General features: G+C 51.8%; 18 protein-coding genes. 6 read left to right on the top strand and 12 right to left on the bottom strand.

Features of this window, described 5'->3' with window-relative positions; translation table 11 throughout:
• Positions 1-36 precede the first annotated feature (36 nt).
• Positions 37-2,034, bottom strand: coding sequence for an FAD-dependent oxidoreductase (locus EHT25_RS14315; protein WP_124875567.1), 1,998 nt, complete (start codon positions 2,032-2,034; stop codon positions 37-39).
• Between the two features lie 313 nt (positions 2,035-2,347).
• Between EHT25_RS14315 and EHT25_RS14310 the strand changes: the two genes are divergently transcribed.
• Positions 2,348-3,511 carry a sensor histidine kinase gene (locus tag EHT25_RS14310; RefSeq protein WP_124875565.1) on the top strand — a complete coding sequence of 388 codons (1,164 nt, stop codon included), beginning with the start codon at positions 2,348-2,350 and terminating at the stop codon, positions 3,509-3,511.
• Here EHT25_RS14310 and EHT25_RS14305 read toward each other — a convergent pair.
• The 5 genes from EHT25_RS14305 to EHT25_RS14285 all read right to left on the bottom strand — a co-directional run bounded on the left by EHT25_RS14305 (position 3,494) and on the right by EHT25_RS14285 (position 8,492).
• A complete protein-coding gene (locus EHT25_RS14305; protein ID WP_124875563.1) occupies positions 3,494-4,249 on the bottom strand; it encodes a class I SAM-dependent methyltransferase in 756 nt (251 codons plus the stop codon). The genes EHT25_RS14310 and EHT25_RS14305 overlap by 18 nt on opposite strands.
• Before the next feature lie 34 nt (positions 4,250-4,283).
• Complete coding sequence (locus EHT25_RS14300) at positions 4,284-4,769, bottom strand: SRPBCC domain-containing protein (protein ID WP_124875561.1); 486 nt, start codon at positions 4,767-4,769, stop codon at positions 4,284-4,286.
• Positions 4,770-4,819: 50 nt separating this feature from the next.
• Positions 4,820-6,448, bottom strand: a complete 1,629-nt coding sequence (locus EHT25_RS14295; RefSeq protein ID WP_124875559.1) for an acyl-CoA carboxylase subunit beta — start codon at positions 6,446-6,448, stop codon at positions 4,820-4,822.
• A gap of 137 nt (positions 6,449-6,585) precedes the next feature.
• Complete coding sequence (locus EHT25_RS14290) at positions 6,586-7,572, bottom strand: MlaD family protein (protein WP_124875557.1); 987 nt, start codon at positions 7,570-7,572, stop codon at positions 6,586-6,588.
• A gap of 89 nt (positions 7,573-7,661) precedes the next feature.
• Positions 7,662-8,492 (bottom strand): N-acetylmuramoyl-L-alanine amidase family protein, encoded by an 831-nt coding sequence (locus tag EHT25_RS14285; protein ID WP_124876136.1) that lies wholly within the window; start codon positions 8,490-8,492, stop codon positions 7,662-7,664.
• A 195-nt stretch (positions 8,493-8,687) separates the two neighbouring features.
• Here EHT25_RS14285 and EHT25_RS14280 point away from each other — a divergent pair, with 195 nt between their 5' ends.
• Positions 8,688-11,615, top strand: coding sequence for a putative LPS assembly protein LptD (locus tag EHT25_RS14280; protein ID WP_229311537.1), 2,928 nt, complete (start codon positions 8,688-8,690; stop codon positions 11,613-11,615).
• A gap of 82 nt (positions 11,616-11,697) precedes the next feature.
• On the opposite strand, the gene EHT25_RS14275 is transcribed toward EHT25_RS14280, so the two are convergent.
• Entirely contained in the window at positions 11,698-12,144 is a 447-nt protein-coding gene (locus EHT25_RS14275; protein ID WP_124875555.1) for a DUF1573 domain-containing protein, read from the bottom strand.
• A gap of 286 nt (positions 12,145-12,430) precedes the next feature.
• On the opposite strand from EHT25_RS14275, the gene EHT25_RS14270 reads away from it, so the two are divergent.
• From EHT25_RS14270 to nuoK, 4 genes are all read left to right on the top strand, one after another.
• Entirely contained in the window at positions 12,431-14,839 is a 2,409-nt protein-coding gene (locus tag EHT25_RS14270; protein WP_185731363.1) for an alpha-ketoacid dehydrogenase subunit alpha/beta, read from the top strand.
• Positions 14,840-14,935: 96 nt separating this feature from the next.
• Positions 14,936-16,444: a 4Fe-4S binding protein gene (locus EHT25_RS14265; protein ID WP_124875553.1), complete on the top strand. Its 1,509-nt coding sequence runs from the start codon at positions 14,936-14,938 to the stop codon at positions 16,442-16,444.
• Between the two features lie 24 nt (positions 16,445-16,468).
• A complete protein-coding gene (locus tag EHT25_RS14260) occupies positions 16,469-16,993 on the top strand; it encodes an NADH-quinone oxidoreductase subunit J family protein (protein ID WP_124875551.1) in 525 nt (174 codons plus the stop codon).
• 5 nt (positions 16,994-16,998) lie between these two features.
• On the top strand, positions 16,999-17,307 hold the full coding sequence (gene nuoK / locus EHT25_RS14255) for an NADH-quinone oxidoreductase subunit NuoK (protein WP_124875549.1): 309 nt from the start codon (positions 16,999-17,001) through the stop codon (positions 17,305-17,307).
• Here the strand turns inward: nuoK and EHT25_RS14250 are convergent.
• The 5 genes from EHT25_RS14250 to EHT25_RS14230 form a co-directional block, all read right to left on the bottom strand.
• Positions 17,264-18,670 (bottom strand): MBL fold metallo-hydrolase, encoded by a 1,407-nt coding sequence (locus EHT25_RS14250; protein ID WP_124875547.1) that lies wholly within the window; start codon positions 18,668-18,670, stop codon positions 17,264-17,266. The genes nuoK and EHT25_RS14250 overlap by 44 nt on opposite strands.
• A complete protein-coding gene (locus EHT25_RS14245) occupies positions 18,667-19,464 on the bottom strand; it encodes a sulfite exporter TauE/SafE family protein (RefSeq protein WP_124875545.1) in 798 nt (265 codons plus the stop codon). Before EHT25_RS14245 ends, EHT25_RS14250 begins: the two co-directional genes overlap by 4 nt.
• A gap of 100 nt (positions 19,465-19,564) precedes the next feature.
• Entirely contained in the window at positions 19,565-21,052 is a 1,488-nt protein-coding gene (locus tag EHT25_RS14240; protein WP_310588750.1) for an amino acid permease, read from the bottom strand.
• Between the two features lie 207 nt (positions 21,053-21,259).
• Positions 21,260-24,259: a protein translocase subunit SecDF gene (secDF, locus tag EHT25_RS14235; protein WP_124875541.1), complete on the bottom strand. Its 3,000-nt coding sequence runs from the start codon at positions 24,257-24,259 to the stop codon at positions 21,260-21,262.
• Between the two features lie 148 nt (positions 24,260-24,407).
• A complete protein-coding gene (locus EHT25_RS14230) occupies positions 24,408-24,782 on the bottom strand; it encodes a hypothetical protein (protein ID WP_124875539.1) in 375 nt (124 codons plus the stop codon).
• Between the last annotated feature and the right edge of the window lie 50 nt (positions 24,783-24,832).

Below are 24,832 nucleotides of genomic sequence, written 5' to 3'. Positions count from 1 at the left end.
CGCCTTGGGCGGAGGGCCTGGGATAATACGAAACGGTCAAAAGGCGGGAACGAACAAAACCGCATCGGCTACTACGGGCCCGTCGGTTTGCCTGACCGCAATTTCGACGGATGCGGTTTTTCCTTTGGGCAAGACGTATTCGCCCAGTGCGACCCATTCGCCCGACGTTTGACCAACAACTACAATATCAGCGGGTTTAATCGGAATTACTTTCGCTTTTTTTCCGTCCGAAACCGTGATTCCCAGTTCGGAAGTACTTTTGGCCAGGCGCGGAAAATAGGTGTAAATCCGGTATTTTCCGGCTTTGGCAATATCGGGCGTGAACCGCACCGCAGCAGCTTCTGCGCTCTGGCCTTCATTGATCAGATATGAAGGGCCATAACCGCCTTTGCTTTTGTCCTCCAGCCGCCAGGAACCGGTGGTGGTCACCCGCGTTTTGTCGTCGTTATCGACCAGAATCTCGGGGGTACTTTTGTCGGCCAGCGGATTGGTTCTCAGCTCGTTTTGCAGTTTGGCAATGTCTATTTGCTGCACACTGGTTTTCGCGTCGATTGCCATCACTGCCGCCAGGGCCGTCGATTGGCCCAACACCATAAAAACTGGTTCCATTCGGATGGAACCGTAGGCGATGTGCGAAGCCGACAGACAAACCGGCACCAGCAGGTTTCGGCATTCGGATTCTTTCGGAATCAGGGCGCGGTACGAAATCGGATACGGCCCAAAACCGCCCACTTCCACATTACCTTCGTTCTTCGCCATTTTCTTTCCATCTTTCTCGATCACAATCCGCTGAATGTTATGCGAATCCATCGTATAAGCCGCCATCCCGACGCCATCCGTCACCACTTCTTTGCCCTGACAATTGGCCTGCGTCATGACGTAGGCACCGACCATCCGACGTGCTTCCCGAACGTAGAGTTGTGGTGACCAGTTGCCGGTATCCGTGTATTCGTCTTTGGGATACCCCCATTTCAGCATTTGCTCCCGAAGTTCCTGCGGCACCCGGGCATCGTGACCAAAGAAATAGAGTAAGCCCTTGGTATACAGCTCATGATGGCGAATGAGCTGCGCCCGCTTTTCGTAGCTTCCGTCCGGATATTCGTAGTTCATGCCGATCATGTCGGTCGAAAAACCATTCCGGTTGTTGATGTCGGTTTTCTTGTTCGGCATGCCGCTCCAGATGAAATAGTCGTTGAGCGTGCGTTTCTGCGGTTGGGCATTGATCAGCCGGACGAGCAGTTCGTAATGGGTGGAATCGTAGCCCGCCGGGCGCGAAATCGGCACCTGATTGGCCGGATCGGACGACAGACAGATGCGGTAATTGTAGGCCTGTACCTTGTTGTCACCGGTTCCGTTGGGTTCCAGTTTTGCCGGACTGACACCCCAGAGCAGGCCGGATTCGGGGTTTCCGGGCGTTTTGTAAGGGTCGATGCCGTCCGGAAGCTGGTGCCCCGTCATCAGCTGAACCCCGCTAATGGTTTCGTTGTATTTCGAATTATCCTCCCGCCCAACGGTATACGAAACCCCGGCTTTCGCCATCAGATCGCCTTCGTACGAACAATCAATAAACATTTTTGCCCGAACCGTCCGTTTCGACGCCGGCTTTTCGGCATTTTCCAGCACGATTTCCTGAATGGTCCCGCCGGTTTTCTTGACGCCGGAAAGCCGGTGCGAAAACAACACATCGACCTTCCCGCGACTTACATACTCTCTGAATAAGTTTTCGGCCACGTGCGGTTCAAAAATCCACTGTTCAAACTTGCCGTAATGCTGCCCGATGCGCCGGTAGTAATCACGGGAAATACCCGAAATGGCGTATTTATTGCCAATGTCGGTCAGGCCCAGACCGCCGGAAGTCATGCCCCCCAGGTGCTTGCCGGGTTCGATCAACACGACGGTTTTGCCCAGTTTACGGGCAGTATAAGCCGCAATGACGCCCCCGGATGTGCCGCCGTAGACGCAGACATCGACCTGCTGCTGGGCAATGGCGGAAGTGAAAAAAAAGAGGATGAGTGTAAGAAGGATATAGCGCATGTTTCTGTAAATTTCTGTGTCGCAAAGTTGAGCAGAGGCACAGGAGTTAAGCAGAGAAGTACATAAGTTCAGTTTTCTCACCAACTGACGAGTGGACTTGCGAGGAAAAGTTCGTCACCGGTTCGCTAATCAAAAAATAAATACCGGTTTTTCTGAACTTAAGGATACGAAATACTAAGTTTAGGAACAAAATCCCTGATTCTATCAACTTTGCGCCGGGTAAGTTAACGGCTCCACTCTTTTTAATGCAAATGGAGAGGATGAAGTCTTGTTTGCCCAACAATCTGTTTACTGTTCAGGTACGATTTGAGCGATGGAACAATTCTTCGATTTTTTTAAACGACTGGCCGATACCAGCGACTGGCCACCCCGTTGGTATTGCGGCCAATGGACCGATTTTCACGGCTGGCTTTATATCATTTCCGACCTGACGATCTGGTTGGCTTACATGGCCATTCCCCTGATTTTGATCCGGTTTATTTTCATCAAAAAAGGCGTTCCGCTGGCGGGTGTTTTCTGGCTCTTCGGCGCTTTTATTCTGTTTTGTGGCCTGACGCACCTCATCGATGCCGCCATGTTCTGGATTCCGGCCTACCGCATCAATGCCCTGATCCGCTTCCTGACGGCGGTGGTGTCGGTGGCTACGGTGGTGGCGCTGATCCGGTATTTTAACGAAGCCGTCGGGCTGCGAACGTCGAAAGAATACGACCGGGAATTGTCTTACCGACAGTTAGCCATGCAGGAGCTGACGCGCTCGAATCAGGAGTTGCAGCAGTTTGCGTACATCGCATCGCACGATCTTCAATCGCCCCTCAAAACCATTGCCAGTTATCTCTCAATGCTCGAATCCAAACATGGCGATCAACTGGATGCCGAAGCCCGGCGACTCATCAGCGTTTCGACGGCTGCCGCTGAACGGATGCGCAATCTGATCAACGATGTACTCGATTTCTCGCGCATTGGCAGCGAAATCGCGTTTACGCAGGTCGATCTGAAGCTGTTGGTCGACGAAATTCTGGAAGAACAGCAAGCGGAGATTCTGACCAGCGGGGCCAAATTGGACATTGATCCATTGCCGATCATTACCGGACACCGAACCGACCTGAAACAACTCTTTCAGAACCTGATTTCCAACGCCCTCAAATACCGCCAGGCCAACGTACCTCCCCACATCCGGATTGAGGCCACGGAAGACCTCCATCAGTACCGATTTTCAATCAGCGACAACGGTATAGGAATCGAAAACCAGTATTTTGATCGGATTTTTCAGGTTTTCCAACGGCTTCACGGACGCAACAAATACTCCGGCAATGGCATCGGTCTGGCTACCTGCAAGAAGGTTATCGACATCTATGGGGGTCAAATCTGGCTCGAAAGCACGCTGGGAAGCGGAACGACGATTTATTTTACCATTCCCAAAGTAATCAAAACCCTACACCAATTCGCCCAAACCGATGCACTACACGCCCTCAACTGAAGCAACCACCCGCAGCCGTTTGTAATCAGCATACCAGCGGCCTTCCCGGAACAGCGTTGGTTTCAGCGCGTTTTGGGTGTCTTCCAGAATCGAGGCCTGGTCAGCCGGATCAACGCCCGGAAAGAAGTTGCCCCCAAATTGTTCGACCCAGTCGATGATACCTCTTTCCGGATCATTCAATAGCGTATCCCGGTCATAATGCTGGGCAACGTTGACCCGAAAACCGTGTTTTTCCAATGCCGATGTATAGCTGCCAACGGAAGGAAAATACCACCAGGAAACCGGTAGCGGATAACCGCGTTTCTGGAGCTGGCGAGTAACTTCATCCGTAATCTGTTTTACATTATCCTTCCCGCCAAATTCGGCCACAAACCGTCCGCCGGGCTTTAAGTGCTTCTTTATCTGCCGGATAGCGGCTTCAAAATCAGTAACCCAATGCAAAACCGCATTCGAAAAAACGGCATCGAAGCGTTCGGGCAATTCGAAATGAGTGGCATCGCCTAACCGAAAATCGAGCGCCGGAAACTGCTGACGGGCTTTGGCAATCATCGGCTCCGACGCATCCAGGCCCACAACCGCAGCGCCCCGGTCGGCAATCTGCTGCGTCAGTTCGCCGGAACCACAACCCAGATCCAGAATCGACTCGCCGGTTTTGGGAGCCAGCAAATCAATTAAGCCCGCGCCATACTGGAAGACAAAAGCGTGTTTTTCGGTGTATAAATCCGCGTTCCAATCCATTTTAATTCATTCATCTACGCTCAACAATACGGTTTTACCCGCCTTTTTCCACCAATTCCTTTAAGCCTTCGAGAATCGTATCCCACCCTTTTTCCGATCGTTCAAACCGTTCTTCGGCCCCTTCGCCCGAACCCACGTTGTCGGAAATGGACAGAAGGGTTTCACCGTTTTCGTAGCTCAGCTCGTCAGTCACGGTCGAAAAACCGGTATCCTCGTCCGAAGCGTCGCCGTTGGTCAGGGTGTATTTTAACAATTTATTGGGTTCGATCTCCAGGATCTGGCCCTTCATTTCGATCGATTTGATCAGGAAAAGTTTTCCCGTAAACGTGATTGTGCTGCCCACTTCCCAATCCGAATAAACCGCACAGTTAAAAAAGTATTTTTTGGTTTTTTCCGGATTCGTCAACGCATTCCAAACCGCTGCGGGCTCCGCCTTGATGCGGATTTGCCGCCTGACGACAAATTCTTCCATGATCGTGCTTTTTACCGCTTCCGACGCCGTTGTCTTTTGCGTAAACATATAATCGCCGGATCCTCGGATTGTTTGACGAATGTAAAACCGGTTTACAGTCAGGTCTGAATAACGCCCACATTGAACGCCTTCGTGATCGGCGCGTGGTTGGCGGCTTCGATGCCCATCGATAGCCAGGTGCGGGTTTCGAGCGGATCGATCACCGCATCGACCCAAAGTCGGGACGCGGCAAAATAGGGCGAAAGCTGTTCGTTATACTGGTTCGTAATTTTCTGGAGCAGTTCCTGTTCTTTCTCCGGCGTAATGGTTTCGCCTTTGGCTTTCAGCGACGCCACCTGAATCTGCAGCAGCGTTTTGGCTGCCGATGCCCCGCTCATCACCGCCATCTGCGCCGTGGGCCAGGCCACAATCAGCCTTGGATCGTAGGCTTTTCCGCACATGGCGTAGTTGCCCGCGCCGTAAGAATTGCCCACCACCACCGTAAATTTCGGCACCACCGAATTCGCCATGGCGTTCACCATTTTGGCACCGTCTTTGATAATGCCGCCCTGCTCCGACCGGCTCCCGACCATAAAACCGGTCACGTCCTGCAAGAACACCAGCGGTATTTTCTTCTGGTTGCAATTCATGATAAACCGCGCGGCTTTGTCGGCCGAGTCGGAATAAATCACCCCTCCCATCTGCATTTCGCCTGGCCCGGCGGCACCGCCCGCGCCCGTCCGGCCTTTGGCTTTCACGACTTTCCGCTGGTTGGCCACAATCCCGACGGCCCAGCCGTCGATGCGCGCGTAACCGCACAGGATCGTCTGGCCGTATAGTTCCTTGTATTCCTCAAATTCGGAGTTGTCCACCAACCGGGCAATGATTTCGCGCATGTCGTACGGTTTGACGCGGTCGACCGGAAGCAGGTCGTAAATTTCCTGTGGTTTTTTGGCGGGCAAAACCGGTGCGGCACTGCGGTTAAACCCGGCTTTTTCCGGTTCACCCAATTTATCAAACGTGCTGCGAATCGCATCCAGACAGCTTTTTTCGTCGGGATATTTGTTGTCGGTCACGCCCGAAATCTCGCTGTGCGTACTGGCTCCGCCGAGCGTTTCGGCATCCACATCCTCACCAATCGACGCCTTAACCAGGTACGGCCCCGCCAGAAAAATCGAGCCGGTTCCTTCCACAATCAGGGCTTCGTCCGACATGATGGGCAAGTAAGCGCCCCCGGCGACGCAGCTGCCCATAATGGCCGCAATCTGGACAATGCCCATCGCCGACATCTGGGCGTTGTTGCGAAAAATCCGCCCGAAATGCTCTTTATCGGCAAAAACTTCGTCCTGAAGCGGCAAGTACACGCCCGCGCTATCCACCAGGTAAATAATCGGCAGGCGGTTTTCCATCGCGATTTCCTGCGCGCGGAGGTTCTTTTTGGCCGTAATCGGAAACCAGGCCCCGGCTTTCACCGTCGCGTCGTTGGCCACAATCACGCATTGTCGGCCCGAAACGTAACCAATCCCGACCACGACGCCCCCCGCCGGGCAGCCACCGTGGTCGGCATACATATCTTCACCCACAAACAAGCCAATTTCGATAAAAGAAGAATCGTTATCGATCAGGTAGTCGATGCGTTCGCGCGCGGTGAGCTTGCCTTTACGGTGCTGATCTTCGATTTTCTTCGATCCACCGCCCAGTTGCGTTCGTTCCGTTTTACGGGTTAATTCGTCCAGTAGTGGGGTCATTGGTTTATTCAGTTTACGTAGGGTATTCGGTTCACGGTTTTCAGTTTACGGTGGCTGACGCATGCTTTCTGAAAGGTTGCTTTCCTGTGTTTGGGTATGCGTCAGCCACCGTAAACTGAAAACCGTGAACCGTAAATTTATTTAGCCGAATCCGAAAGGGGGACCACAATCGTCGCACTCTGTGGGGAAGTTGTTGCCGGTTTTTCTTTCTTGCCAAACAGCGAAAAATGGACGTAGCGTTTCGGGTGTTCGCGGAAATCGGTCAGCAGTCTATCCAGGCTGGCGGTGGCGTTGTTCACATTTTTGTACAGGGCTTCGTCGCCTTTCAGCTTGCCCAGCGTGCCTTTACCGCTGTTGACATCCGCCAGCATTTGTTGCAACGTACTGATGGATTTGTTGACCGTTGCCAGCGTCTGGCTTAGTTTCAGCGCATTGAGCGAATCGGCAAAGGTACCGGCTTTGGTCAGCAGCGGTTTAATTTCCTTCTCGGTTTCCGCCAGCGAGGCCGACAGATTGCCCAGGTTCGTCATCAGCCGCTTGATGCCTTCGCGGTTTTCGCCAATCGTCTGATTTAAGGCACCGGTTGTCGCCTGAGCACCTTCCAGCGTTTTGTTCAGAATCAGGCCCGTCCGGTCAAACTGTTTGACAATCCGGTTCAGGTTGATGGTCAGCGAATCCACGCTGTTCAACACCGGCAGGGCCTTGTCTTTGAGCAGGGCCGTAATACCGCCTTCTTTGCCGCTGATGAGTGTGTCGCCCACGTTGAGCAGTTTACCCGACTGATTAATTTGCAGAATAATGACTTTACCGCCCAGCACCCCCGCATCGGCGAGCATCGCTTTGGAGCCCTGCCCCACCTCGATGCGTTTGTCGATATCGAGCGTCACCAGAAGTTGATTGCCTTGTTTCTGTAAAATGTCGATCCGGTCGACCCGCCCTACGCTTAACCCGTTGAGTTGCACCGGATTCGAGGCCGTCAATCCGTCTACATTATCATAAACGACGACGTATTTGTTGGATCGGGAAAAAATATCGGAACCTTTGAGGTAATTAAATCCGAAATAAAGCATCGCCAGTGCAACCACTGCCAGAATGCCAACTTTTGCTTCTTTTGAAATTTTCATGCGGAGTGTGAATGGATGAATGGCAGTATGGTTTTTAGCCATTTATCCATTCAACAATAAAAACCGTTGCGAAGTTAGCAACAACTTACTTACTCTGATGCATCGACTTCGTCTTTATAGGCTTTAAAAGCGCGAAAAATGGCATGTGCCATTTCATCCTGCCCTTCTTCAGAAGCTAAATAACGTTCTTCGTCCGGATTGGTTATGTAACCGGTTTCAACCAGAACGCTGGGCATGGTCGTCCGCCAGAGAACAATAAAACCGGCCTGTTTAACCCCGCGACTGGGTCGCCCGGCATTTTTTTTGAAGCTCCACTCCACTTTTTGCGCAAAATCAACGCTGCTGTTCATGAACGCATGCTGGTAGTTGGCCAGCATAATGTGGGCCAGCGGAGAGTCCGGATCAAACCCCTGATACGTTTCCTTGTAATTACTTTCTTTCAAAATAACCGCATTTTCGCGTTTCGCCACGTCCAGGTTACCGTTGGTTTTGTGCAATCCCATCGTATACGTTTCCGTTCCGCTTACGCGGCTGGACGAGGGACTGGCGTTGACGTGAATCGAAATAAAGAGGTCGGCTTTGCTGCGGTTGGCGATGGCCGAACGTTCGTTGAGTTCAATAAAAACATCCGTCGAACGCGTGTAAATCACTTTTACGTCCGGCAATTCGGCTTTGATTAGCCGACCGAGTTCCAGTGCAATTTTTAATACGATCCGCGATTCCCGGTTGCGCTTGGTCATGGTACCGGGGTCTTTGCCGCCGTGGCCCGGATCGAGAACAACGGTTCGCAAACGGCCGGGTCGGACTTCCGTTTGTTGCGGCTGATCCTGTTTTGGATTATCCTGCGGTACAACCGGAGTCATTGCGGGCAACGCCAAAAGGCCGAGAACGGGAATCAGGAAAGTGACTGCATTCAACATCGTTTGGACGGGCGTTTTGGCGACCACCCTCTTTACTTTAATAATTTTTAACAGGTTTAACCGTTTCAAGGCAGTATTGGAATGAAGTTAGCGACTAACTTTGTAAACCGGAGTAAAACCGGAACCCGTCTGACCCTTTGATCTGGCGGGTTGACAGCGTAAGCCAGCGCTGTATTTCAAGCAAATATAATTTTTTTGATAAAACTGAGAAATACATACTTTATTATACGGAATCTGGTTTGTTGCCTGATCGTTGTCTTTCCGCTGCTCCTACACGCACAGCAAAACCCGGCGCGTCGTACGATTCCGGCTTTTACACCGCGCTCCGCAACGCCAACTTCCGCCACCGTTACCGGCAATTCGGTGCGGGTGGATACCACGCGCCGGGATTCGCTCAGTGTAACCCGCAAGGATTCGATCGATACCGGCAGTAATTTACAAACAACCGTCAACTATTCCGCCAAAGATTCAACGCTCTTCGATGCGACGGGCCAGATTGTTGAACTTTTCGGCGATGCCAAGGTCGACTATGGTGACATCCACTTAACGGCGGCTTACATCAAGCTCAACTGGACCACCAATGAAGTGTTCGCGCGCGGCCGCTACGATTCAACGGCCCGGAAAATGGTCGGACTACCGGTTTTTCAGGACGCCAGCGGGCGGTATGATACGCAGGAAATCCGCTTTAATTTCAAAACCAAGAAAGGGTTTATCAAAGGCGTTATTACGGCCCAGGGCGAAGGAAACGTACGCGGGAAAACCGTCAAAAAAGACGCTGAAGACAATCTGTACATCCGAAATGCCATTTACACGACCTGTAACCTGACCACTCCGCACTTCCACATCAATGCGAGCAAGATCAAGGTGGTTCATAATAAACAGCTCATTTCGGGACCTTTCAATCTGGTTATCAATGACATACCCACGCCCTTGGCGCTCCCGTTCGGGTTTTTCCCGATTCCCAAGAAAAACGAGATCGGAACGTCGGGCCTAATTTTCCCACAATACGGCGAGGAACCCAACGGACGCGGTTTTTACCTCCGCGACGGCGGTTATTATTTCGCCATCAGCCAGTACATCAGCATGAGTTTGCGCGGGCAGATTTACTCCAACGGAAGCTGGGGGCTGGGCCTGTCGTCGGAGTACCTGAAACGCTACCGGTTTGGCGGCAACTTCGCCCTGTCCTACGCCCGAAACCGGACGACTTCCCTGGTCGATACCGTCACCAAACCGCGTAACGACTTCAGCATCATCTGGTCGCACGCGCCCCGGCCGCGCGGCAATTCGCAATTTTCGGCCAACGTCAATATCAGCAGCAACAGTTATAATCAGCTCAATACCGCCCTTACCTCGAGCCGCTACGTTTCGAACGCGGCCAACTCCGGCGTCAACTACAGCCGCAAATTCGGACAATATGTTCAGAGCTCGGCCAACCTGAACGTGAGCCAGAACTTCGGGCGATTAAACCCCACCACCGGTTTGCGGGAAAGCGGCCAGACCAATATTTCGTCCGGTTTTAACTTGGGCGTGGCCCAGATTGCGCCCTTTGCGCTGAAAGGCGGCACCGGCAGGTGGTACGAAAGTTTCCGATTTGGGCTGGATTTCAACGCCCAGGCCACGCTGAACAACACTGTCAGAACGGTTGATAAGACCAATCTGGGCTTTGAGGTCGTAACAAATATTCCCATCCGGGGTGATACCGCCCAACGAATACGGGATAGTCTGGCTACAATAGGCAGGCAGGAGATTTATACCAACTCCAACCTTTTCCCGTTCACACTGGCGAACTTGTCTACCATTCTGAACAATGCCCAGATTTCCAGCCGGTATTCGCTGCCGATTTCGCTGCCCAACTTCAAACTCGCCAAATACCTCAACTTTACCCCGGGCATTTCACTGAGTGGTGATGTATATACTAAAAGTCTGACATATACCTACTTACCGGATCGGAAAGCCGTGCAGGTTGACACGAGTAACGGTATCTCGGCAACCTATTTTCTGTCTTTCAGTGCGTCGATGAACACCCGCGCTTACGGTACGTTTTTCATAAAAGCGGGGCGGCTTGAAGCCATCAGGCACACCATTGCGCCTTCTATCTCAGTAAGTTATACACCAGATTTATCAAGTACGTTTACAACTACCTTAAGCCAATACCGTGATCCGTACGACACCACGAAAGTTCTCCGGGTTTCGCGCTACCGGGGGTTAGGCGGAACCGCCGGGGCCACCAGTTTCACGGGCCGGTCGGCGTCCATCAGCTTTAGTATTGTCAACCAGATCGAAATGAAGGTTCGAGCGCGAAGCGATTCGGCCAAGAGTGAATTTGAGAAAGTGTCGTTGTTCGACAACATCAGCCTGTCAGGATCGTACAACCCGTATGCGCCCCAGTACAAATTGTCAACGTTGAATTTGAGCGCCAACACCCAGATTTTAAAGAAAGTCAGTTTTAACTTTTCGTCGACCTTCGATCCCTACGCGTATTCCAACAATGTGAAGACGCCAACCGGCGTATATTTTGTTCCGGATCAATCCGAGTTCTTCCAGCGCGGACCGTATATTAATTCCTACCATATCAACAAGGTTGATACACTGGCAATTAATCTTGGTCAGGGGTTGGCTCATTTGCAGAATATGAACTTTTACCTGAGCACCCAATTTGCTCCCAAAGACGCCAAAAAGACCAAAGTAGCACCCAAAGAAGGCACAACACCCACCGAAGCGGCCGAATTGCGGCACATCAATAAAAATCCGGAAGACTACGTCGATTTCAATATTCCCTGGAGTGTGAACGTGAGTTACACGTTTAGTTTAACGAAGCTGACCCCGGTCGAAAGTCAGATTATCCAGACCTTGCAGCTAACGGGCGATTTGAGTCTGACGCCCAAGTGGAAGGTTTCACTTCAGACCGGTTTTGACTTTACGGCCAAAGCACCTTCGCTCACCACGATTACGCTGCACCGCGATTTGCACTGCTGGGACATGAATTTCAGCTACACGCCGTTTTCCGGAAACCGCTACCGTTCCAATTTCTACTCCTTCGATCTGCGCGTGAAATCAACGATTCTGCAGGATTTGAAACTCAGCCGCCGTCGCGGAAATTCAGTGGGATACGGTGGGTATTAAGGCCAACAGAATTCCGAATAAAAAATGGCCTCCAGCGCGCTGGAGGCCATTTTTTATTCGGATTGAAGTACGTTTTGACTTCTTATTTCGTGCCTTTTTTCTTGTTCTTGTCAGCGGCTGGGGCAGCTGGCGAAGCAGCGGCTGTCGATTGGGCTTCTTTCGCAGTTACTTCACCCGTCAGAGTCAGGGGAATGGATGCGCGTTCAGCATTGCTCGTAACGGTCACATTTTTGTTGAATGAACCCATGGCAGCCGCGTTGTAAGTAGCTTTTACAAACCCTTTCTGGCCCGGCAAAACGGCACTCTTGGTCCAGTCGGGCGTAGTGCAACCGCAAGAGGGCTGAGCGTTCGAGATAACGACGGGGTCCGTACCGGTGTTCGTGAATTCAAACGTGAACGTAACCGGAGTTCCCTGCGGAACTTTGCCGAAGTCGTGCGACTCTTTGGTGAATTTAATAACGCCTTTCTGAGCGAAAGCAATGGTCGTAATTGCCAAAAAAACCACGATAAGTGAAAAAGCCTTTTTCATTTCTTTTTTAAAATTTAGTTACAATAAACAGGTAGACTACGTTACAATCCTATGTGCTACAAAAGGTTTGCCAGTTAAATATTGGCATGTGTTCGCTTAACAAAGAAAGTCAAAAAATCGTTTTTTTGAAAGCTGCCAAACTTTATATTATTTTTACTCCGATCGCCGGAGTTACTTTGTTTGTTCAATGATCGTTCCGTGCAGGTATTCGGTTGAAAACCACCGACAAATCATTGAACAGGCAATTAATCGAGCAAACAAGAACCTCTAAAACTGTGGCCGTTCTGTGATTGCAAACGAACAATTGAATACAACCGATACGCTGACGCAGGAAAAAATCCTGCAAGATTATCGACTGGCTTGTGAAAGCCGACACGCCAGCCTGCTGGGTCGGCGTGAGGTGATGGGGGGACGAGCCAAGTTCGGCATCTTCGGCGACGGCAAGGAAATTGCCCAGCTTGCAGCCGCTCATGCCTTCAAAGCCGGCGATTTCCGGTCGGGTTACTACCGCGATCAGACGTTCGTAGTGGCCCTCGGCGAACTTCGCTGGACTGAATTCTTTGCCCAGCTTTACGCCCACACCGATGTGGAAGCCGATCCCAACTCCGCGGGTCGTCAAATGAACGGTCATTATGCCACCCGCTGGCTCGACGACAACGGTCTGTGGCGCAATCAAACCGAACTGTATAACTCCGTTGGTGATATTGCCCCGACGGCAGGCCAGATTCCAAGATCAATTGGGCTGGCCTACGCATCGCGGCTGTATCGTGAGAATACCCATCTACATCTTTTGACGACGTTTTCCCGAAATGGTAACGAAATTATTTTCGGAACTATTGGCGACGCATCCACGACGCAGGGAATGTTCTTCGAAACCATGAATGCCGCCGGGGTTTTGCAGGTTCCGCTGCTGATGTCGGTCTGGGATGATGGCTACGGGATTTCGGTTCCGGTGGAATACCAGACCACCAAGGCCAGTATCTCGAAAGCCCTCGCCGGTTTTCAACGGACGGAAACCGAAAAAGGCATTGAAATTCTGACGGTGAAAGGCTGGGATTATCCGGCCCTGGTTGAAACCTACCAGAAAGCCGCCCGCATTTGCCGCGAAGAACACGTTCCGGTATTAGTTCACGTTCAGGAGGTTACGCAGCCGCAGGGGCATTCAACCTCTGGTTCGCACGAACGCTATAAAACCCCCGAACGGCTGGAATGGGAGCGTCAGTATGACTGCAACCGGCATTTCCGCCACTGGATTCTGGAGAATGGCTATGCCAGCGAAGACGAACTGGACACCATTGAGCGGGACGCTGCCCGCGTCACCAAAGCCGCCCGGCAGGAAGCCTGGAGCGCTTATTTGGCGTCGTTGAAACCGGATTTCGATGAGGCTCTGGTGCTGCTGCAACAAGCCGCAGAAACCGCCCGGGATGGAAAAGCCATTGCCACCATTCGGGAACAATTGCGGACCACGTACGTACCCATCCGACGGGATGCCGTGGCCGCCGTGAAACACGCTCTGCGGTTTTTGCGAACCGAAGAAAGTGAAGCCAAACAAGGATTGCTGACGTGGCTTAACCGGACCAATGCCGAAAACGAAGAACGGTATAGTTCTCATTTATACAGCCAATCACCGGACTCTCCATTGAAAGTGACGCCGGTTGCCGCCCGCTATTCCGACGACAGTCCGCTGATCGATGGATACCAGCTCATGCAACGGTATTTTGACAGTCTTTTTAACCGCGATCCGCGCGTGGTAGCCCTGGGCGAAGATGTCGGCCTCATTGGTGACGTAAATCAGGGGTTTGCCGGTTTGCAGGAGAAATACGGCGAACTGCGTATCACCGACACCGGTATTCGGGAAACCACCATCATTGGGCAGGGCATCGGAATGGCCATGCGCGGGCTGAAACCGATTGTTGAGATTCAGTATTTCGATTATGTTTTTTATGCGCTGGCGACGCTGACAGATGATCTGGCAACGCTGCACTACCGCACCAAAGGCGGTCAGAAAGCCCCGTTGATTATCCGGACGCGCGGCCACCGGCTGGAAGGCATCTGGCATTCGGGCTCGCCCATGAGTGCCATGGTCAACAGCCTGCGCGGCTTGCACGTTCTGGTGCCGCGTAACATGACCCAGGCCACCGGTTTTTACAATACGCTCATCAAGGGCGACGACCCCGCGCTGGTGGTCGAATGCCTGAACGGGTATCGATTGAAAGAGCGGTTACCGGAAAATCTGGACGAATTCTGCGTACCGCTGGGCGTGCCGGAACTCCTGCGCGAAGGAACCGACATCACCATCGTGACCTACGGTTCGATGTGTCGGATTGTGCTGGAAGCGGCCGAACAGCTTCGCCAGTTTGATATTCACGCGGAAGTCATTGATGTACAGACACTATTGCCGTTCGACCTTTCGCATTCCATTGTGGAATCCATCAAAAAAACCAACCGGGTTCTGTTTGCCGACGAAGATTGCCCGGGTGGCGGTTCGGCTTATATGATGCAGGAAGTGATTGAAAAACAAAACGCCTATCGGTATCTTGACTCCGCTCCGCGAACCATTTCGGCCAAGGCGCATCGTCCGGCTTACGGTTCCGACGGTGACTATTTCTCCAAACCCAGTACCGAAGACATTTTCGATACGGTTTATGAATTGATGAACGAAGCCGACCCAGCGCGTTTTCCGAAATTATATTGAGAGGAAAGAGCCGCGACAGCGGACCGTTTAGACAAGGGATGAGAGACTTTCAGCTTATCTCTTGTCTTTCTTCTAATTTCTCTAATCTACACCACCATGAGTCCGTATTTTAAAGATATACAGGAAGGCATCCAGACGACACTGACGGGTTTAAAGCTGACATTCAGGCATTTACTTGCCGCCCGCCAGAGCCGGAAACCGATCAATGTCCAGCAAACGGATTATTTCGGGCAGGATGGTGGTATCGTGACACTCCAATACCCGTTCGAGACGATTCCGGTGCCGGACAATGGACGCTACCGGCTGCACAATGAAATGGACGATTGCATCGTCTGTGATAAATGCGTGAAAGTCTGTCCGGTCGATTGCATTACCATCGATGCCATCAAAGCGACGGAAGAAGTCGGCAAGGCGTCGGATGGTTCGCCCATTCGGTTGTACGCCGGGAAGTTCGACATCGACATGGCAAAGTGCTGTTACTGTGGCCTTTGCACGACGGTTTGCCCGACGGAATGCCTGACGATGACTAAAACCTACGACTTTAGTGAGTTTGAGTTGGGCAATATGACGTATCATTACGCCAACCTGACGCCCGAACAGGCCGACGAAAAACGTAGTCTGTACGAACAATTTGTTCGGGAAAAAGAAGAGATCAAGGCTCAGCAAGCCGCAGACAAAGCCGCTACTGCCTCTCCGTCGACGCAGGAGGCCCCGAAAAAACCGGTCTTCCGACCCGGCATAAAACCGGCACCCAAACCGGCGGAATCAGAACCGGCGGCTACGCCCGTGGCACAACAACCCGCGGCCGAACCGGTTGAAACCGCCCCGGCCGCAGAAATTCCGGCACCCAAACCACGCCCGGTTTTCCGGCCAACGCTGAAAACACCGGCCAGTCAGCCGCCCAACGAAGCGCAAAAACCACTGACGGAACAGAATTCGGCAGGATCAGCGGCCGAACATCCGCTCACAGATGTGACGCCTGACGAAGCCGAACGCATTGCGATGGAAGGGCTGGAAAAACCGGCTGCTCCAACGCCCGCTCCCCGACCGGCTTTCCGCCCAACCTTAAAACCCAAACCCGCTCCGGTAACAGAAGATGCAAAACCGGGTGAAATTGCGGCTGAGAAATCGGCGGAAGAACCCAAACCCGTTGCCACTAAACCGGCTTTCCGCCCAACTTTAAAACCCAAAACCGCTCCGCCAGCCGAAGAATCGAAACCCGTTGAACCAGCGGCTTCAGGACAACCCATTGAGGAAGAGCCCAAACCTGTAGTGGCAAAACCGGTTTTCCGACCGACCTTAAAACCGAAAACCGCTCCGCCCATTGAGGACGTAAAACCGGCGGAGGCCGCGGCCGAAAAACCGGTAGAAGAAATAAAACCCGTTGTCGCTAAACCGGCTTTCCGACCGACCATGCGACCAAAAACCGTTCCCTCTCCGCCCGTTGAAGAACCCAAACCGCTGGAACCGATTGCCGAAATACCGACGATACCGGAACCAGTCGAACCACCCGTGGATGAGCAAAAACCGGGGGAACCGGCTAAACCGCGTCCGGCTTTTCGGCCCACAATGAAACCGAAGCAACCGCCCAAAGACGAATCATAATCATCAAAAAAATCAATTAAATCAGTGGTCCAGATTGTTTTCTATTTATTCATCCTGTTTACTCTCGGGTCAGCCCTGGCGGTTTTACTGACCAAAAACGTGCTTTATGCAGCTTTTTTCCTGCTGCTGACGTTGCTGGGTGTGGCGGGTTTGTTTGTGCTGGCGGGTGCTGATTTTCTGGCGGTTTCGCAGATTATGATTTACGTGGGTGGGGTGTTGGTACTGGTTATTTTCGGGGTGATGCTGACGCACAAAACCGATGCGTCCAAAACCGATTATACGCACCCCAACGTCATTCTAACCGGACACCGAAGCTGGTTGTGGGCGCTACTGATTGCGGGCGGTATTTTCAGTGTATTGTACACGGCGCTCGTGCGGGGGAATTTTGTGCTGTTGAATCAAGGCGAAAAATTCGACCGATCAACGGTTGATACGATTGGGCGGCAACTGATGACCGAGTATTTGATTCCGTTCGAAATCACCGGGGTGTTGCTGCTCGTTGCGCTGATTGGGGCCACCACAATTGCGGCTTCGTCAAGAACCAAATGAATGCTATGGAAATCAATTCCGGTCTGTTTCTGCTCGTTGGAGCCGCCTTGTTCAGCATTGGACTGGCCATCGTAATGCTGAAACGCCACGCGATCATGGTGCTGATGGGCATTGAACTGATGTTGAACGCGGTCAATCTGAACCTGATTGCTTTTGGTCAAAATGACCCGGTACGGCTACAGGGGCAATTATTCAGTTTGTTCGTTATGGTTGTTGCGGCTGCCGAAGCGGCCATTGCGCTGGCGATTATTTTGCAGGTTTACCGGCATTTCAAAACCGTTCAGCTGGATGATCTGAATGAGTTGAAGAAATAGCGACGGATGTTTTTTTGATCGTTCCCATGCCACCTTCCACATTGATCAGGTTATCAAACCCTCTGGCTTTCAGGATCGAAGCAGCCACCATCGAGCGGTAGCCCCCCGCACAATGAATAAAAACCGGGCGGTTTTTATCGATGGCCGCCATGTGATCGTTTAACGAGTCCAAAGGCACATTCTTCGCACCCTCAACGTGTTCAATGGCAAACTCGTCGGGTCGGCGCACATCCACTACCGTGCCCTGCGTGTACTGATCCGCAAAGTCTTCCGCCGAAACTGAATCAATGCGATCCACTTCCTTTCCCGCTTTCGGCCAGGCAGCAAAACCGCCTGCCAGATACCCAATGCTGTGATCATAGCCCACGCGAGCCAGTCGCAGAACGGTTTCTTCCTCCAGCCCAACGGGCGTTACCAGCGCAATGGGTTGCTTCAGATCCGGGATCAGCGCGCCAACCCAGGGTGCAAATTGTCCGTGTAAACCAATATTGATCGAATTGGGAATAAAGCTTTCTGCAAATTCCGCAGCGTCGCGGACATCCAGCACCAGCGCGCCGGTTTCGTTGACGGCATCTTCAAATTCATCCGGCGATAACGCATGGGCTCCGCGTTCCATCACGTCGTCGATGGCGTCGTACCCTTCTTTGTTCAGCCGGGCGTTTTCCGCAAAATAAGCCGGTGCTTTGGTCAATCCATCAAGAACCGCTTTGACAAAATCATCCTTCGACTGCGCCCGGAGTGCGTAATTAAACCGCTTCTGATTACCAAGCGTGTCGGTGGTTTCCTTGCTCATGTTTTTCCCACAGGCCGATCCGGCACCATGCGCCGGGTACACGATGACATTGTCTTCCAGCGGCATAATCTGGGTATGCAGGCTATCGTACAGCATTCCGGCCAGATCCTGTTCAGTCAGGTTTCCTTTGATGGCCAGATCCGGGCGGCCCACGTCGCCGATAAACAAGGTATCGCCGGTGAAAATGGCGTGATTGTTCCCGTTTTCGTCAATCAGCAAATACGTAGTCGATTCCGGTGTGTGGCCGGGCGTGTGCAGGGCTTTGATAGTTATTTTCCCCAATGCAAATAGTTCACCATTCCGGGCGTGGTGGGCTTCAAAGCTGGTTTGGGCATTCGGGCCATACACAATAACCGCACCGGTTTTTTTGGCTAGATCGATGTGCCCGGAGACGAAATCGGCGTGGAAATGGGTTTCAAAAACGTATTTGATGTGGGCTCCGTTGCGGTCGGCTTTTTTCAGGTAAGGAGCGGTTTCACGCAGGGGGTCGATCACGGCCGCTTCGCCCTCACTTTCAATGTAATACGCCCCCTGCGCCAGACATCCGGTATACAATTGTTCGATCATCATAACGTATCAATTTCTTTTACGAGAATATAAACCGCTACCGCCAGTACCAAACCGCCAAAACTCCGCTTCAGTTGCATGGGTGGGATAAAGCGGGACAGGTAAACTCCCAGGACGATTCCGCCCATTGAGAAACCCGTAAATTTGAGCAAAAGAGGCCAATCCAAGTCGCTCCGGTGTAAATCGCCCAGAAAACCGACGATCGAATTGACGGCAATAATCAATATGGACGTGGCGACAGCCCGGTGCATGGGCAAACCGGCCAGCAACACCAGCATCGGCACAATCAGAAACCCACCCCCGGCACCGATAGTTCCCGTCAGCACGCCGACGCCCAGCCCGTCCAGGGAAAGCAAAACCAGGCGCGGTGGGCCCGCATCGTTCTCCTCCCGGTTGCGTTGCCGAATCATCGCCAGCGCAGCCATAATCATGACAAAAACGAAAAAAAAGAGGATCGATTCGTTCTTGGGTAGCGAAAAGGAGTGGTATTGAAACAACGGATCAGGCATGGCCGGAACCAAAAACCGCCGGGTAATAAATACCGAGAAAAACGAAGGGATGGCAAAAGCCGCCGTTACCGTAAAATCGATCTGTTTTTTGAAAGCATACTCCACCGAGCCCACCAGTGAGGTAGCGCCGACCACAAACAACGAATAGGTGGTAGCCAGAACCGGCTGAATTTGAAAGACATAAACAAAAATAGGCACCGTCAAAATAGAACCGCCACCACCCGTCAATCCAATTACCATTCCGGCAAAAATGGCCGCTATGTATCCCGCTAATTCCGCAATGCTCATGTCCCGGTTGGGAAGTTTTCGCAAAGCTAAGCATCATAAATGAAAAACTCCTAATACTCTACCGAGTATTAGGAGTTTTTCGGATACTGTAAACTTTAACCTAAGACCGCAGCTTGCTATGGTATCGACCATAGACAAAGTAAATCAACAAGCCAATAGCCATCCAGACGATCAGACGCGTCCAGTTTTCCCAGCCCAGACTCAGGATCATGGAAAGACAAACGAGTGCGCCCAGCGGGCATACGATCATGTACAAAGGCGTTTTGAACGGACGGGGAAGATTTGGATCGGTTTTACGCAAAATCATAATTCCGATGCACACCAGCACGAACGCAAACAGGGTTCCAATACTGGTCATATCGCCCACAACGCTGTCGGGAATGAAAGCAGCAAATAGCGAAACAAACACAAAAAATACCCACTGCGAGCGGTAGGGCGTCTTGTATTTCGGATGTAGTTTGGAGAAAACCGCCGGTACCAGACCATCTTTGCTCATGGTATAGAATACACGGGTTTGGCCCAGAAGCATCACCAGAATAACGGAAGAAAAACCGGCCAGGATCGCCACCGTTACCAGTGAAGCCAGCCATTCGTGGCCCGGCATGTAATGATTGATGGCGTAAACGACGGAGGCTTCTCCACCCTGTGCAATAAAATCTTTATACGGAGCAATCCCGGTCAATACGTGCGAGAACAGGATGTACAAGGCCGTACAAATCGCGAGCGACACCAAAATACCGACAGGCATGTCTTTCTGCGGATTCTTGGCTTCCTGCGCAGCGGTCGAAACCGCATCGAAACCGATGAATGCAAAAAACACAATCCCGGCGCCCCGCAGGACGCCCAGCCAGCCGTGGTTGAGCGGATCGGCATAATCGTGAACCTGCCCGGTGCTGAGTGTTGCGGTTCCGGCATCGGCCGGAATCAGGTAGGGAACGTGGTTGGCCGGATTGATGTATTTCCAGGCCAACGCAATGATCAGTAAGACAATGCTCACTTTCACGATCACAATAATGTTATTGAAAGTCGCCGACTCCTGCGTCCCTTTGATCAATAAAAGGCTTAGCATCAGGAGAATAAAAACCGCAGGCAGGTTAATGATTCCATGTACGCCGGCTTCTCCGGCATACATTCCCAGCCCATCGCTGATCTGAAACGGCGAGTGACACCATTGATAGGGTATGTGAAACTTGAAAAAATCGTAGAAAAGCGCATTCAGGTATTGCGACCAGCCAATCGAAACCGTGGCCGCACCCAGTGCGTATTCCAGCACCAAATCCCAGCCGATAATCCAGGCAATAAACTCGCCCATGGTCGTGTAGCTGTAGGTATAGGCGCTACCGGCAATCGGGATCATCGAGGCAAATTCGGCATAACACAAACCGGCGAGGGCGCAGGCAAAGGCGGCAATGGCGAACGAGATCGTGACCCCCGGCCCGGCATGTCCACCAGCCGCGGCTGCGGTCCGGACAAATAAACCGGCTCCGATGATGGCACCGATCCCTAATGCAATCAGATTCGTTGAACTCAAGGTTCGCTTCAACGTACTCTCCTGATTACTTCCCGGCTCAGCCGAAGTCTCTGCCATGAGCTTCGAGATCGACTTCTTCGCCCAAAGCTGGCTTTTGGAATGTGCTGCTATTTTGGTAGACTCCATATATAACCGAATAAAATTTTACGGATTAAATGTTTTGCAAAATAACGCTTTTGTGGTCTTAGACAATGAAAGAAAACCGAAAATTAAAAAAGGGATAAAGACAACGCTGGTCTTTATCCCTTTTTTAGTATTGCCTCCTTACGCTTTGGAGCGAGCGGTTTTTCCGGTTGCCGGAACTTCCGGCGTGGCAGCGACCGTGTTGAGCTGGTCGCGGCTCAGGGCATCGACCACAATCGGCGTCGCCACAAACAACGACGAATACGTTCCCACGATCACCCCGATCAGCATCGCGAACGAGAAACCGCGGATGGTTTCGCCACCGAAGAAGAACAACACGATCAGCACCAGCATGGTGGAAAGACCGGTTACGGCAGTCCGGCTCAGTGTACTGTTCAATGCGTTGTTGATAATGACCGGAATACTTTCTTTCCGACCTTTCGTATCGTTCAGGTACTCGCGAACGCGGTCAAAAACAACCACGGTATCGTTCATCGAATACCCCATAATCGTCAGCAAGGCACCGATGAATGCCTGATCAATATCGAGTGAGAACGGCAGAAAACCGTTACCGATTGAGAAAATAGCCAGAATGATCAATACGTCGTGGAACAACGCGACCACCGCGCCGTAGCCGAAGGCCAGTTTCTTAAACCGGATCAGAATGTAGCAGAAGACGACGGCAACGGCCATCAGAATCGACCAGAGCGCCGAGTAAATCAGGTCATTGGCGATGGCCGGACCTACTTTTTGCGAACTTTCGATGGACCCTTTATTACCCTGAATTTTGCTTAGGCCGCCGAGCAGTTTGGCCTCGGTTTCCTTATCGGCTTCCGGGGTTGTGGCATCCGCCAGGTAGCTGGTCGTTACCCGCACCTGATTGGCACCGCCAACCCCCGTGCCACCGTACGTTTTTACTTCAAGCGAGCCGGGTAATTGGTTTTCCAGCGCATTCCGAACGTCGTCGGTGCTCACGCTTTTCTCGAAACGAACCACATACGAGCGGCCTCCTTTGAAGTCAACACCCAGACCGAAGCCTTTGAAAATGACGGAAAGGATACCCAGGGCGATAATGGTCGACGAAATGGTGTAGTACAATTTCCGGCGCGATACGAAGTCGAACGCTGAATCTTTGAACAGGTTTTTCGACCAGCTGGTACCGAAAGGCAGTGTTTTACCACCCTTCACGTACTGCTCCAGAATGATCCGGGTGATGAAAATAGCGGCAAATAACGAGGTCAAAATACCGATCACGAGCGTGGTGGCAAAGCCCAGAATCAACCCGGTTCCGAAAATAAACAGGATCACACCGGTCAGCAGCGTTGTCACGTTCGAGTCGATAATGGACGAATAGGCATTCGTAAAACCGTCGGCAATGGCCTGTTTAAACGGTTTTCCCAGCGCCATCTCTTCTTTGATCCGCTCAAAAATCAGTACGTTGGCATCGACCGCCATACCGATCGTCAATACGATACCGGCAATACCGGGCATGGTCAGAACCGCACCCAGCGAAGCCATGATCCCCAACAGGAAGAACAGGTTGACAAACAGGGCCAGGTCGGCAATGAAACCGGCGCTACCGTAGTAAGCCACTACGAAAATCAAGACAATGATCAGACCCACCACCGACGAAAGAACCCCGGCCGAAACCGCTTCTGAACCCAGCGTTGCTCCCACAACGGCTTCTTCAACAATGTTGGTTGGCGCAGGTAACTTACCGGCTTTCAGAATGTTAGCCATATCTTTGGTCTCTTCCACCGTGAAGTTACCCGAAATGCTGGAGCTCCCATTCGGAATTTCATTCTGAACGGTTGGTGCCGTATACACCAGGTTATCCAGAATGATGGCAACCGGCCGGTTGATGTTGGCCGCCGTCAGTGCACGCCATTTACGAGCTCCTTCCGCGTTCATACGCATGGTTACTTCCGGACGTCCACGGTCGTCATAGTCATTGGTCGCATCAACGATTACATCACCTTCCAGCGGTGCTTTACCCGCCGGTTTCCGGATGAAATACAACGGCAGAATTTCCTTGTTATCGTTGGTCACGATCGGTTTCCGGTCCCACAGCAAAGCGGCATCCACCGGGAACAGCGCTTTCACATTTGCCCGGCTCAGAATGTCATTGGCCCGGGCCGTATCTTTCAGGTAAACCCCCAACTGGTTTTGCGAAATAGGAACAAACAGGCTCGTCAAAGCCGCGTTCTGGGCCGCCGATGCCGATGTATCTTTCTTGGCCGTGTCGCCTTTGGCGGTTTGGTTTTTCGCAGCCAGCTGAGCGGCCAGCGAGTTGTCTTTTTTCGTCGTATCGGTTGTAGCAGCCGCCGTGGTTCCGGTGCCTTTCAGCGCAGCCTGCTTCCGTTCGGCTTCCATCTGCACGAGGTAAGCGCCCAGTTGATCCAGTCCACCGGCCACATCGTTCAGCGTATATACTTCCGAAAATTCCAGTTTAGCCGCACCCGATAACAGGCGACGTACGCGCTCCGGATTATCGACACCCGGTAATTCAATCAGAATGCGGCCCGAGCCCGGTAACCGCTGAATGTTGGGGTTGGCAACCCCAAATTTATCGACCCGCGCCTGAATGATCTGGAACGCCCGGCTGATGGAACCGTCCACTTCGTCATTGATCAGTTTCCGAACTTCGGCATCCGACGACTGGAAGTTGATTTTTCCCCGGTTGGCACTGTTGGCAAAAATCGTCGCCAGTTTCGTGTTTGGTGCTACTTCTTTGTAGGCACTAATGAAGTTATCCACAAATTTCGACTGCCCCGATTTCTGCGATTCCTGGGCTTTTTTCAGCGCCTGTTCAAATTTCGGATCGCGGGAGCCTCCGGCCAGACCACGCAGGATTTCGGAAGGAGATACTTCCAGCACAACGTGCATACCGCCCTGTAAGTCAAGACCCAAACCCAACTCGCGGGTGGTTACTTCCTCCAGTGTGTTACCCAGATAAACCGGTTCTTTCCAGAGTGAATCGATGTAGTGTTGTTTTTTGGAGAAATCGATGCCCTTGGAAGTGGTAGCGTAGTTGGTCGCGTCATTTTTAATACTGTTCGACACGAACGTAAACGACAGGTAGTAAATGCATAATAGCGCAATTACACCCGTCAGAATGAGTATTCCGACTCGGTTTTGCATTGAAAAAGTAGAATAAAGAGATGAGATATGAGAGAAATGACTAAAGAAAAACGGGAGAGTAAAAGCTGGGAGACATCGAAAAACCGCATTCTATCCGGTTATAATTCTAGTGTCTCTTGTCTATACTCTCACTTCAAACAAAAGAACATCAGGGTGCATTAATGGCAATGTGATGCCCGAAAACGAAGCGAAAAAACGAAAAATAGAAATGGGGAATTTCAAAATGCCGGGGAATTACCGTTTGTTTTAACAGAAAAAACAGAACGGTCGGAGGCAGCAAATAAACCGTTTGCGTAAACCCAAACGTTAGCGCGGGCGTCACAACGGCATCAAACGACGTGGCCTGAACAATGACCTGTTGGGCATCGCCGGTCGATTTTTCGTTTTTCGGCTTTTGAACAGTTTGCGGTACCGGAAGTTGTTCAACAGGCAGCCACGAAGGACCGCCCGATGCAACCAGTAGCAGCAACCCGGTCAGAAAGAGGCTCGTTAAACGAATAAAGTCGTTTCGCTGTTGCTTCATGAATGGTTTAGATCGGTTCGCCGAAGCGGGGAACAAATTTCGTGATAGTT

Source organism: Larkinella rosea (assembly GCF_003858635.1).
GTDB lineage: Bacteria > Bacteroidota > Bacteroidia > Cytophagales > Spirosomataceae > Larkinella > Larkinella rosea.
The sequence above is the reverse complement of the archived record's forward strand: the minus strand, read 5'-3'. Positions and strand labels throughout refer to the sequence as shown.